We start from the raw sequence: 13,305 nt of genomic DNA, 5'->3' as shown, positions 1-13,305 counted from the left end.
CTGATTTCAGGACGCTCGCTCAAGCGCTATGTGCAACCTGGCTGGTTCAGTTCTTGGCGAATTCGAGCTATGCCACTCAGGGCATCAGTTCGGGTGGACCGCCGACAGGGACATCGGAGATGCCGCCGGAGCCGGGGGGCCATTCGCAGTCCTGCTTGTAGAGCAGACGCCAGAGCTTCTGCTGCACGCGGCCCTGCTCGCCATCAGGACGTGTGAAGGGATGCGGCCAAGACTTGAGGTAGAGGTAGTGCAGCGTGTCGCGCTTCTCGAGGAAGAAATCAGCGGCCAGTACTTCTTCCTTGGTGCAGGGCGCAAAGTTCCAGAATTGTGGTCCAAGCCACAGTTCGGAATTCGCACGTGTCATCACTCCGTCGTGCATGTGATTTGAGCCGGGATTGCGTCGAACATTCAGAGTAACATCGCCATGAAGCTCATAGGTCTCGAAATCCACGATGCTACCGTACTGCTTTTCGTAGGTTTGAGGAATCGAACAGTTCTGCCATGCAATGTAAGGAGTGCATGTGTTACCCAGCCACACGAGATTTCCCAGTGCAGTGAGCCTTTCAACCAAGGGGGTCCAATCTTGGATCGTGTCCTCTGAAGTGCCCGTTCTGACATCCAGCATTTGAAATCCTACTCGCTGGTTTGGGGACGGGCGAAGCACAAAATGCTGAAGTGGAAGGGCTTGGCCACGAACACCGTGATCAATGGTGTAGCCGTTGTTGTCATCCTTTGAAAGTTCCTCAGCAATTTCAGCTGCAATAAGCCTGCGATCAAGATACCGCTCACGATATCCGCGACGCTTGCCAATACCTGGGGAAAGGTCATAGCCTGTTTTCGCCACACCGATCTCCTCCATATAGCTATGGATAGCCAGCCAAACCTGGGCGGCGGGAATTGATGGTGCATCAAAAAAGCCAAACAAGTGGGACTGGTGGCTATGGTTTGGGGATGAACTCATAATCGAAGACTTCAATTTTAAGGGTGGTGCCTTCGGGCAAACTTGCGCGCACTCCGCTATTTAAGTAGCTTTCCAGTGTATTCCTCAGTGCGTCAACTTGCGAAGCAATCCCCGGCTTTTGATGGATTTCAAGGACCAACTTTGTTCGACCACTGCCAGGCGCAAAATCTGCAAGGTCTTTCAGTGCCGTCTTCATCTTCTCAAGTGTGGCGCTGTTCACGGTCCCGAGCGACTTGACCTGCTTCGCAATGAAGCCTGTCGGATCGAGAAAATCCACTGCCTCACGTTGCGGCAGATGCGTCCAGCCTGCTGCCTTGAGACCACCTTTGTAAAACTGATCGAGTTCCACCAGGATGCCGCGCACGATGGGTTCCTTCCAGTTTTCGGTGATCTCATCCTCAAACGTCCAAGCATAGCCAGGGAAAGGCTCGCTCAGGAATTCCTTGAGACGCAGCTTGGCGCTGTCACTGAATGAGTCCAGCGGTGCGCGGTTCACAAACGACGAGGGGGTGCCTCTGAAGGCCCGCAAAAAATCATCCGCCCAGTCCACCGGCTGGCCGCCAATGTCATAGATGAGCTTCTGGTCCATGACCTTGAGGAAGTTGGTCATCAATGTTTCATCCGCCTGTTCGCCCATCAGATGCGTGAGCAGTGAGAGCCGCTGCCACACGGCATCCTTACCGGCTTGGGTGGCCACCAGGCGTTTGAGGTTCGCCCCCTCGGCGATGGTCGCCAGGATTTTTCGTGTGTTAAAGACATCTCGATTGATCACCGCTGCTCGGGCGAGCTGCTCCTCCAGCTCTTCCGCCAGCGTCTTTTTGGCTGTGGCATTGACCGGCTGCTTGGCCGCGTTGCCGATGCTGATTTGGACAAAGCCCATCTCGCTGCGCGACCACACGCCCGCGAGGTACTGCTTGAGCACATGCATCTTCCCTGCCACGGCGAAGGCGCTGCGCTTCAGCACGTTGCCCGCCAGCTTCGCCGTGCCCTTCGCCAGTACTGAAGCAATCTTCCCCACACCCGCCTGCACCACTCCAGAAAGCACCTGCTCGACGATGTAGCCAAAGGTGTGCCCGAAGGTGTAACACACATAACGGTTCTGCTCCATGAAGTCGCCGACCAGCGTGTCCTTGTTCCACGCGGCGTTCGCAAAAACTGTCCCCTCCGACTGGACGAGCATGCGGTTGCTGAAATCATCCATCCAGGAGGTCATGGCATCGACGAGCTTCGGCGCGTTGTCCTTCGCGACGGTGAAGGCCTGGATATGGGCATTGACGAACTGCTTCTGCAGCTCATAGGCCGCCTGCATGGTGATGAAGGCCCGCCGCTTGAAGCCCTCCCAGGTGGAGATTTCTTGATGGAACTCGCGGATGGGCTTGAACACGAACTCCTCGCTGATGTGTCCGGCCAAGGCCAAGATGGCGGTGGCGCGTTTCTTGCGGTCCGTCTTCCAACTGGCGATGTCACTCATGCCTTGCTCCGTCAACCCGCCCACGAAGATCAAGCCTTTCTTGAGCAGCATCAGCATCTGATAGTCGTCCTCCACGCCCGACTTGAAACCATCCAGAGCGCCGCGAGTCACCGCCTCCATTCCTTCGACTTGCGAGATCACCAGGAAAATCGGGATCAGGCAGGCACGGGTCATGTTGTCCAGATCGTCTGCCGGGACGTTCGAGGACGGAGCGCCGTTGTTCGCAGGCGGGTTCTGGTTTTGATTCGCCCCTGCGCCAGAGGCTCCGGAGTCGATGGGAACGCCGAGCGTGACGCTGCCCGCCTGCGGCAGCAGTGCTTCCACTTGCGCGTCCGTCAGCGGCGTGAGCGTGTTCCCTGCGAGCCAGTACACCGTGTTGGGATCAAGCGTAAGCGCGGGCTGGAGGTTCAGCGTCTCCAGCGGCAGCACGCGCACGGTGCTGAGATTGCCCAGTTCGCTGAGGTCGGCCACAGGTTCTCCGAGCGTGACGGCGAGGCTCTGCGGTGCCAGCGGCACGTTCGTCTCCGTGGTCAGCACCGCGCCGGAGAGCAGCGCGTTGCCTGCGGCCAGCGCCGTCATGCCCGCATCTGCCGCCGCAGGACCGGCGGCGATAACGGAGGCGAGCGTCTGCGTGGGCAGCGGCAGGTTTTCCAGCGGCACGTCCCACTGGAAGCTCGTGCCCTTCACCCACTGGTCCACATAGGTGATCCAGCCGGCGAAGCTCTGGTCCGTCTTCAGCTCATGCTCGAGCGTGCAGACCACGGTGTCTTTGAAGTGGATCTTCAACTGCACGTTCCCCAGGCTGTTGAAGCAGGTGTACCAGTTGAGCCTGCCGCCTTCGCGCACGAACCACACCTTCTGCTCCTGCGTGTTCTCGCCCTCCATGGGCTGCTGCTCCAGCGCTCCTTCTTCGAGCAGCGCCTCCAGCGAGCTGAACACCTTCGCCGGTTCCTTGCCCGGCTCCGGTGCCATGCCATCGAACCCGGCGTGCTTGCCGAGGTCTTCACCCTCCGTGCCGAACTCCAGCCCCAGCTTCTCCCAGCCTGCGGGGATTTGCAGAGAACCGGCGAAGTATTTGTCCCGCGACACCATCTGCAAAGGCACGAGCTGGTCGGTCATCGTGGCGGTCTTGTTCTCCGGCGGCCTGCCCAGCAGCACCACGCAGCCATTGGCCGCGCCGGGGCCGGTGCCTGTGGTCGAGACTTTCTGGCCCGGCTCGATGGTCAGCGTCACCGGGGCCACGACGGGCGGAGCGTCCTCCGTCTCAGGATCGTCATCCACCGTTTGCGTGATGCGCAGGAACGTGCGCGTCACGCGCTGCTGCATGGCCTCCGCGCTCACATCGACGCGTTTCAGCCGCACTTCCACCGCCGCGCCTTCTGGAAAGCGCGGGCCGGATCCTTCACCGCCCTCCTCCGTCGTCACCCACCGTCCTTGAGCGCTGGTTTCTTTCTCCGTGCGTGTCATCCACTGTTCAGGCCCCAGCGGGCTACCGGGCGGTTGCAAAATCTCCTCCGCCCACCCCGCGGGCGCGTCCGCCGTCATCTCCTCGAGCTCATCGGCGCTCTTGAACACCTCCGGCGGCGCGTCCCAAGATTTCCTTGTGTAGTTTTGCCGCACTTCCGCAGGTCCGTCGCTCGTCTGCTTCTTGCCGATCAGTCGCCACTGCCAGGGTTTGTCGTTGGTTTGAGGATCGCTGCCGCCCTCAGGACTTTGCGCATCTTTTGCCGCCTGCGCTTCGGCCTCGGTGCCGAAGTGCTCGCGGCGCTCCATTCCCATGCCTGTTTCCACAGAAAACTCCCACCTTACCGCCACCTCATGCGGAGGCTCGTCCACGGTGATTTCCTCCGCGTCCTCTTTGGCCTCATCATAGTTCTCCTGGGCTTCCTGGCTGTAACGATGGAGCCCGGTTGTGTCAAAAGGCTCGAGTCGAACAGACTGTCGCGTTTCAGACCCAAGTCCCGCGTGCGCACCGCGTGAGACGACCACCGCTTCCGCGTCTGGTGGTGTGCCGCCACTCGTACCGCCGCCTGTCGTTGATCCACCGCCCGTGCTCGTGCCGCCTGTCGTCGTTGATCCGCCGCCCGCCGTACTGCCGCTGCTCCCTGATCCAGTCGTGGTGCCGCTGCCGCCGGTTCCGCCCGTGCTGCCGCCGGTGAAGGTGCCGCCGCCAGCTAGGGTAGGATTGGTGCCCGCCTGCATTTCCACCAGGTCGCTGGCCCCGTCTCCGTCCGTGTCGGCGATGCGCGGATTCGTGCCGAGCTGGAATTCCTTCAGGTTGGAAAGCGTGTCGCCGTCCGGGTCGATGAGCGCCCACGCCGCCACCTCACGCTGGAACGACTGCTGGTACCACTGATAGGCCTCGTTCACACTGAGGTAGTCTGTCCAGGTCTCTGCGAACGCCTCAAAGCTCTGCATCACCGGGAGGTTCTCCGGCGTGTAGAGCATGTCCGCATAACCGCCGTCATGCACGCTGCGCGGGTTCAAACGGTGGCGGTACTCCCACACATTGCTCATGCCGTCGCCGTCCGCATCGGCGGCGTGAAGGCGCTGCGGCACCGGCGGCGTGAACTGCGTGGCAAAGTTGGCCAGCCCGGCGCACCAATTGGAATAGGTGCTGGCCCATGAGCCACCGGGACCAAAATCAACCATCAAAAGATAGCGGTGCGCATGATCAGGCAACTGCACCTGCTCCCATGCTGCCTGGACGTAATCCGCCTCCCGCCGGTAATCCCCCAGTTGCAGCGCCCAGGCCAGCACTTGGAGGTCGCTCAAGCCATCGCTGCGGGTGGACACCGCCTGCGTCACGCTCAAGCCCAGCTTGATCTCCTCGAAGTTCATCACGCCATCGCCGTCAAAATCCCCCACCGCGTCGTCGAAGTTGTTCTTGTCCAGACTGCCCGCCGCCACCGCCGCCCAGCGATCCTCTACCGCGTCCGTGATGCGGTCCCCGTCCGCATCAAACGTGTCCAGATACACGGTCAGGCTCCAGCCGCCCTGATACGCCTGCAAATTGCTCACGCCATCGCCGTCGAGATCGCCAGCGGCGTCATTGTAATCGTTCTTGTTCAGGCCATAGTGATCTTCCAGCAGATCGGGCAGTCCGTCACCATCGCTGTCCTGACCTCGGAACAAGTAGCCGTCCACAATGCTTTGAGAGGCATTGGTCCTCTGCGCCAGCGGGTTGGTGTGATAAACAAGCAGCTCCTCGTAATCCGTGAGGAAGTCATCATCGCTATCGACATCGAAGCGCTCCGTGCCGTGCAGGATCACCTCGTCGTAGTCGGTGAGGCCGTCGCTGTCACTGTCCGCGTTGTTGTAGGGATCATCGGGATAGTTGTCCACGTTGTCGAAGAGGCCGTCGCCATCGCGGTCCGCAGGTTCGCTGCCGTCGTTGTAGCCATCGTGGTTCCAGTCGATCCAGAGGTCGGGATTGCGCGGATCGCTGTCGGCGTAGTCCGGCTGGCCGTCCTCGTCACCATCGGTGGCGTGGTTGTCACCGTCATGATTCCAGTCGCTCCAGAGCGAGCCATCGGCGGGATCGCTGTCGTCCTCGGAATTGCGGTTGTCGCCGTCGTAATCGGCCCAAAGCACCGAATCAGTAGGATGGCTGTCACTGCCGTTGTCGTGGCCGTCCTCATCCCAGTCGCTCTCATTGTCATCGCCGTCGTGGTTCCAGTCGCTCTTGAGCGCGTTGTTGCGCGGATCGCTGTCCTGGCTGTCGATGACACCGTCCTCGTCACCGTCGGTGTCGTTGTTCGTCTGGTTGAAGTCCCAGTCACTCCACAAGTGCGCGTGGAAAGGATGGCTGTCATTGGCATCAAGCACGCCGTCCTCGTCGCCATCGGTGTCGTTGTTCGTGCCGTTGCCGTCCCAGTCGCTCCACAACGCCGCGTCATGCGGGTGGCTGTCTTGATTGGACACGAAGGAACCATCAGCAGCCGTGTGCTCGTTCATGCGGCCGTCCTCGTCCATGTCCGCCTCGTTGTTGTCGCCATCGCCGTTCCAGTCCGTGCTCAGCGCGGGATCAAACGGATGGCTGTCGTCCTCGTTAACGTAGCCATCCTCATCGGCATCTGCGTCGTTGTTGTCCCCGTCATGGTTCCAGTCGCTCCACAGCGCGGCATTGAGCGGATCGCTGTCCGTGCCGTTGTCACGCGCGTCGCCGTCGGAGTTGTCCTGCGGGCCATCGTTTTGGCCATCATAGTTCCAGTCGCCCCAGAACGCCGCGTTGCGGGGATGGCTGTCGAGACCATCGGCAGCGCCGTCCTCATCGCCATCGCTGTCATTGTTCACGCCATTTTGATCCCAGTCGCTCCACAGCAGCGCCACATAGGGTGAGCTGTCGTTTTCATTCGGCACGTTGTCCTCGTCCCAATCGGCGTCGTTGTTCGTGCCGTTGTGATTCCAGTCGCTCCAAAGGCTGTTGTTCTGCGGATCGCTGTCGTGGTCGAGGTTCACACCGTCCCCGTCGAAGTCATTCCACAGATGGTTCTGGCGCGGGTGGCTGTCGCTGCCATCGCCCCAGCCGTCCTCATCACCATCGGCGTCGTTGTTCACGCCGTTGCTATCCCAGTCGCTCCACAGGCTGTTGTTCTGAGGATGGCTGTCATCGGCCTCGTTGCGACCGTCGCCGTCAAAATCACTGCTCACACCACCGTCACGCGGATGCGAATCACTGCCGTTGGCGATGCCGTCCTCGTCCCAGTCGCCGTCATTGTCATCGCCGTCGCCATTCCAATCACTGCGCAGGCCGTTGAAGCGCGGATGGCTGTCCTCCGCGTCGGCGGTGCCGTCCTCATCGCCATCACTGTCGTTGTTGGTGCCGTTGCCATTCCAGTCGCTCCACAGGTTCGGATCACGCGGATGGCTGTCCTCCGCATCCTCCCGCGCATCCTCGTCACCGTTCGCGTCGTTGTTGGTGCCATTGAAGTTCCAGTCGCTCCACAAAGAGCCATTCGCAGGATGGGAATCGTTTTCCAGCGTGCGCCCGTCGCCGTCGAAGTCGCTGGAGGGATCGTCATTGCTGCCGTCGTTGTTCCAGTCATTCCAGCGCCAGGATTCACGCGGATGGCTGTCACGCGCATCAGGAATGCCGTCCTCATCGCCATCGTTGTCGTTGTTGCTCCAGTTGAAGTTCCAGTCGCTCCACAGCCAGGAATACTGAGGGTGGCTGTCCTCGGCGGCGTTGCGCCCGTCGTTGTCGAAGTCGGTCCAAAGACTGTTGTTCCAAGAATGCGAGTCGGCCGGATCAGGCACGCCATCATTGTCGGAATCAGACCAGTAGCCGTAGTAGGTGGTGCCGTTGTAGTCGTAAGTCGGGTTGTAATAGTAATTCGCGCCGTTGCTCGAATCATAAGGCCATCCGTCCGCCACATCGGGAATCCCGTCACTGTCACTGTCCTGCCACGACCCGGAGTACCAGGAGCCATTGTAGTAAAACTGGCCGTTGTTCGCATCATACGGCCAGGCGTCCGCCGCGTCCGGGATGCTGTCGTAATCACTGTCCTGCCACGAGCCGCCGTATTCGGTGCCGTTGTACCAAAAGCTGCCCCAAGGATACACGTCCAGATGATCCGGTGTGCCGTCCATGTCACTGTCCACCGTGCCGGAAGGATACCAGTTCCCGCCGATCCACACGCCCGGGTCCTGCCACACGCCGTTGTTTGCATCATCCATGTACATGCCGCCCACGCCGTTGAAACTGGGTGATCCGTCCTGCCAGTTCACCGTGCCGTCGTTATCGCGGTCCACATTGAAATCCCAATCCTCCGGGTTCTTCGTGCCATCACCGTCCGCGTCCGCATAGCTGTAAAAGCCGCCGGGGGTGAGGTTCAGGTAATTGATCTGCGGCTGCCAGCCCCAGAGACGTTGATAGAACTCATCGTGATCGGAATAGCCGTCCCCGTCGCTGTCCCAGTTCCACGGATCAAACGGCGCGGACGGGTCCGCGTAATCCCGCTCGATTTGATCCGTCAGCCCGTCGAAATCCGCGTCGATCTGGTAGGGATCGGAACCAAACACCGCCTCCTGTGAATTGGTGAGCGAATCACCGTCCGAATCCTGATCAAACCACGAGTCCCCCTCGGGTGGATTGGCGACTTCCTCCTTCACTCGGTCCCCGTTCGTGTCCGTCCAGTAGGAAAACGCACCGGGGAAGGGATTCGCCACCCAGCAGGTGAAGACCAGAAGTTGCAAACCATGCACCCAGCGGGCGCGACGGAGACGGGAGAGCAGCGTGACGTTCATGCGGGAGCGCGATTGGAAGAATGAAATCAAATCTCACCTAATCCCCCCCCCCATCTGACAAGACCATCCCTGTAAGATGATCGTAAGCCCCAGCTTTCAACCCTCGCGCGCGCCTAGCAGATCATGGGTCATTCATCCATAACAATGATGAGCGTCCTATGTAGTAGAGGGACGCGTGTCACTTGAGCATCCTGCCGCCCATGCCGCAGCCTCTTACTTGGGACTCCAATCTGGCGTGGGACACGCCAGGTCTCACCTGGGATGGTTTTGTGGCACCCAACACAAACACACACACCACCATGGACAACCGCATCTCAGCCACGCTGGCCCCCGCCGACAAGGCCACCATCCTCACCAAGCTCGGAGAAATCTCCGACCTCCTGCCCTTCCTGCTCAACCTCACCGCCGACGAGAAAAGCTCCCTTCCGAAGATGAGCGCCATCCGCGACGGCATGGACGAGGCCTTTTCCCAGGAAATGGCCGCGCACCCCGAAATGGTGCCCAATTTTGTCGATATGACCGAGGTGGCCAAGGACCGCGCCCTGCGCACCGCTTTGCGCGACCTGCACCAGCAAATGTGCGCCCTGTGCGAAGGACTGGAGGACACGCTGACCGCAGCCGGGGTGGACACCTACCTAGCCTACCTGAGCTTTTACAACAACGTCAAGCAGGCCGCCAAGCGCAACGTCCCCGGTGCCAACACCGTGCTGGACAACCTGAAGCGCTTCTTCCCACGCGGCGGTGGCGGCAGCACGCCTCCGACCCCGCCCAATCCGTGATCTCATTGAAAATGAGCATCTTGACGCTCAAACATCCGACCAAAAAGGTCGGACATCGGAGCAAAAAGGTCGGAATTCCGACCTCGGAGGTCGGACGTCGGAGCAAAAAGCTCGGCGTTCCGACCCCTGGGGCACCGATGTCGGAGCGAAAAGCTCGGCGCTCCGACCTCCAAGCTCGGAAAGCGGACCGAAAAGCTCGGCAGTCCGACCTCTGAGCTTCGCGCTCCGACCTGCCAGGCATGGACGTCCGACCTCCGAGGTGCGAACGCCGAGCTCCGATGTCGGCCGTTTGGGTGGATTCTCCCCTCCTCCTCTTCTCCCGGTCTCCAAGTCTCATAGTCTTCTGAAACGCCATGCCCTTCGACCCCGCCTTCCCTGCCAACGGCACCCCGCTCGAATCCGCGCCGATGCGCACCCAGTTCAACGGCCTCAAAGACCTCATCGACGCCGTCAGCGGAGTGACTTCCGCGCAAGTGGATGCGGTGAACACGCTGCCTGCCGGATCACCCGCAGCGGTGACGGTGAGTGTGAGCGGGAACGTGCTGCATCTGAGCTTCGATCTTCCCCAAGGCAATGACGGACCGACAGGACCAGCAGGCCAGAACGGCAGCGACGGACCGCAAGGCCCGCCGGGCAATGACGGAGCACAGGGAGCGCCGTTCACGAACTTCGTCGTCGATGGCGTGACCACCCTGAACCCCGGCGACAATGCGACGGTGCAGGCGAACTTCGACGGCAGCGCGGTGCGGCTGTTCTTCGGCATTCCTCGCGGTGAAACCGGCACGCCCGGCAGCAATGGCAGCGATGGTGCCCAAGGACCGCCCTTCACGAACTTCGTCGTCGATAACGTGACGCAACTCCCGCCGGGGGGCTGGCCGAGTGTCTCGGCAAACTTCGATGGCAGCGCCGTGCGCCTGAACTTCGGCATCCCGCAGGGCAACGAAGGACCGCAAGGCTCCCAAGGCCCGCAGGGACCACCCTTTGGCAACGCGCTGGTGGATGGCGTGATAACGCTCAATCCCGGCGACGCGGCTTATGTGAACACGAGCTTCGATGGCTACAACGTGCGTTTCACCTTCGGCATCCCACGTGGTTTGAACGGCAGCGACGGCGGCACGGGACCGCAAGGCCCGCCCGGCGAGGTGACGCAGTCACAGCTCGACACGGCGATCGGCAACACGAGCAGCAACAGCAATGCGGTGAGTCTGCTCAACCTCGTGGTGAGCGATCCGCCAACGCAGAGTGAGGTGCAGCAGATCGCGAACAAGCTGGATGAGCTGATCAACGCGCTGCGGAGGTAAGGAGGGCAAGGACCATAAGACAAGGAGACCATAAGAGTTGGAGATGAGGAGAGGGGCGCGTGCACTCCTGCGCGCTAAGGTGGTTCCCAAACAGCGGACAGGAGTGTCCGCGATCCCTTCGACTTTGCCCTGCTGAATTCGGCAACATTTCCCTCCTTGGGGAGAGCCGACGATGCGTCGGCTTTGCATGGATGGCGACGAGTCGTCGCCGCTCCTGAAAGCGGACGAGGGCGTCCGCGCTCCCTTCGAATCTGCCTTGCCCAATTCGGCAAACGCAGAGGTTTGCCCTCCTGTCCTAGTCGGCAACGCTCCCCAGAGGCTCAGACCCGGGGACTGTTGGCCCTTTCTGGATCATTTTTCGGCCCATGCAGGCACGGGATCGCGTGACGGCACGCGGCTTGAGTCGGCGGAACGGGCGGCTATGATGCCAGCCCCAGAGTGATCCATGCTCCCCACCTCCACGTTCTTCATTACCGGCCCCACGGCTTCCGGCAAGTCGGCCCTCGCCCTCGCCCTGGCGGAGGAGGTGGGCGGCGAGATTGTGAACGCGGATGCCTTCCAGCTCTACGCGGGCATGGACATCCTCACGGCGAAACCCTCCGCCGCGGACCGTGCGCGGCTGCCGCATCATCTTTATGGCGTGCTGCCGCTCACTGAATCGTGCGACGCGCAGCGCTACCATGCGCTCGCCGTGCCGGTGATCGAAGAAATCGCCGCGCGCGGCCGTGTGCCCATCGTCGTTGGCGGCTCAGGTTTGTATCTCAAGGCGCTCACACACGGCCTCTCCCCCCTGCCCGCCGCCTCACCGCCGCTGCGGGAGAAATTCAAGCACCTCAGCACCGGTGAAAAGATGATCTGGCTGCTCCAGCGCGATCCCGAGGCCGCCACCACGGTCAACCTGCGCAATCCGCGCTATGTCGAACGCGCGCTCGAGATCTGCCTGCTCACCGGCCGACCGCAGTCCGCTTTGCGGCGCTCCTTTGCCGAAAACGAGCCACAGGTGACCGGCATCCTCCTCGAACAAGACCGCGAGACGCTCTACGCGCGCATCAATCAGCGCACGCTGGACATGTTCGCCGCCGGATTGATCGACGAAGTCGCCGGATTGGGCGAAATGTCACCCACAGCGGAAAAGGCCATCGGCATCCGTGAAGTTCGCGAGCATCTGGCCGGCCGTGCTTCGCTCGCTGACACCATCGCCGCCATCCAGCAGGCCACGCGCCGCTACGCCAAGCGCCAGATCACCTGGTTCCGCCGCGAACGCTGCTTCCAAACGATTTGCCTCGATTCCCTTCCGACGGCAGAGTACGTCCTCGAACGTGTCCTGGCCTGCCCGGGCCTTCGTCCTTCGACATTCTGATTTCGTCATTCTCCAATGCCTCCGCCCGTCCAGCCAGCCCGTCCCGTCTTCGTCAACCTAGGCCCGCGCAGTTACCTCGTGCAGGTCGGACGCGATCTGCTCAAGACGATGGGCGAGGAGGTGAACAAGAAGCTGCCCGACCGCGTGAAGTGCGCCGTCGTCACGGACTCGAACGTCGGCCCGCTCTACGCTGAAAAAGTGCTCGAAAGCCTCCGCGCCGCCGGGAAGGAACCGCATCTCATCACCGTGCCCGCGGGCGAGTCCTCAAAATCCCTCACCTGCAGCGAGACCGTGCTCGGAGAGATGGTGCGTGCCGGTCTTGACCGCAAAAGCTTCCTCGTCGCCCTCGGCGGCGGTGTCATCGGCGACCTCGGCGGTTTTTGCGCGGCCATCTATCAGCGCGGCATTCCCTATGTCCAGGTGCCCACCACCGTGCTCTCGCAGGTTGACAGCTCCGTCGGTGGAAAGACCGGCGTGAACCTCCCGCACGCGAAAAACATGGTCGGCTGCTTTCATCAGCCCGTGCATGTCATCGCCGACCTCGACACGCTCAACTCCCTGCCCACCCGCGAGTGGAACGAGGGCTTCGCCGAGATCATCAAGCATGCCTGCATCCGCGACGCCTCAATGTTTGACGCCATCCACAACATCGCCGCGGGCAAAGGCGACCTTGTCGCGCTCATCCGCCGCAACATCGCCATCAAGGCCGCCATCGTCGAGGCGGACGAATTCGAGACCATCGGCACGCGTGCATTGCTGAATTTCGGGCACACGCTCGGCCACGCCATCGAGGCCGCCGCCGGCTATGGACGGCTGCTGCATGGCGAGGCCATCAGCCTCGGCCTGCGCGCCGCCGCATGGCTCTCCGTGCAGATTTCCGACCTCACGGCGGACGATTACGAACGCATCGTCGCCCTGTTGAAACTGTGTGATCTCCCCGCACGCCTGCCTGACGATCTCGACAGCGAGGAGATCATGCGCATCGCCCGCACGGACAAGAAATTCGAAAACGGCAAGATCCGCTTCGTCCTCCTCCGCAAGATCGGCGAAGCCTATGTCAGCAAGGACGTCATCGAAGGCCACTTGAAACAGGCGCTGGATGAACTGCGGAGATAAGAAATGATGAAACCAGAATGAGGAAGGACGAATGAATGAGACCATGACGAAGAACCCATCACTTCCGT

At 61.3% G+C, this 13,305-nt stretch carries 6 protein-coding genes; 4 read left to right on the top strand and 2 right to left on the bottom strand.

The features are described from left to right. Positions 1-76: 76 nt before the first annotated feature. Together ACILSE_RS06915 and ACILSE_RS06910 are read right to left on the bottom strand one after the other, a co-directional pair. Positions 77-925 (bottom strand): hypothetical protein, encoded by an 849-nt coding sequence (locus tag ACILSE_RS06915; protein ID WP_395716637.1) that lies wholly within the window; start codon positions 923-925, stop codon positions 77-79. Positions 926-938: 13 nt separating this feature from the next. Beyond that, positions 939-8,681: a hypothetical protein gene (locus ACILSE_RS06910; protein WP_395716636.1), complete on the bottom strand. Its 7,743-nt coding sequence runs from the start codon at positions 8,679-8,681 to the stop codon at positions 939-941. 200 nt (positions 8,682-8,881) lie between these two features. On the opposite strand from ACILSE_RS06910, the gene ACILSE_RS06905 reads away from it, so the two are divergent. From ACILSE_RS06905 to aroB, 4 genes are all read left to right on the top strand, one after another. Beyond that, on the top strand, positions 8,882-9,460 hold the full coding sequence (locus tag ACILSE_RS06905) for a hypothetical protein (RefSeq protein ID WP_395716635.1): 579 nt from the start codon (positions 8,882-8,884) through the stop codon (positions 9,458-9,460). 353 nt (positions 9,461-9,813) lie between these two features. Then, positions 9,814-10,761 (top strand): hypothetical protein, encoded by a 948-nt coding sequence (locus ACILSE_RS06900; protein ID WP_395716634.1) that lies wholly within the window; start codon positions 9,814-9,816, stop codon positions 10,759-10,761. Positions 10,762-11,206: 445 nt separating this feature from the next. Next, positions 11,207-12,121 carry a tRNA (adenosine(37)-N6)-dimethylallyltransferase MiaA gene (gene miaA, locus ACILSE_RS06895; RefSeq protein ID WP_395716633.1) on the top strand — a complete coding sequence of 305 codons (915 nt, stop codon included), beginning with the start codon at positions 11,207-11,209 and terminating at the stop codon, positions 12,119-12,121. A 15-nt stretch (positions 12,122-12,136) separates the two neighbouring features. After that, on the top strand, positions 12,137-13,237 hold the full coding sequence (gene aroB / locus ACILSE_RS06890; protein ID WP_395716632.1) for a 3-dehydroquinate synthase: 1,101 nt from the start codon (positions 12,137-12,139) through the stop codon (positions 13,235-13,237). Positions 13,238-13,305 lie beyond the last annotated feature (68 nt).

Origin of the sequence: Prosthecobacter sp., from assembly GCF_044236155.1 — a bacterium.
GTDB lineage: Bacteria > Verrucomicrobiota > Verrucomicrobiia > Verrucomicrobiales > Verrucomicrobiaceae > Prosthecobacter.
This window is presented reverse-complemented; position numbering and strand designations above follow the sequence as displayed.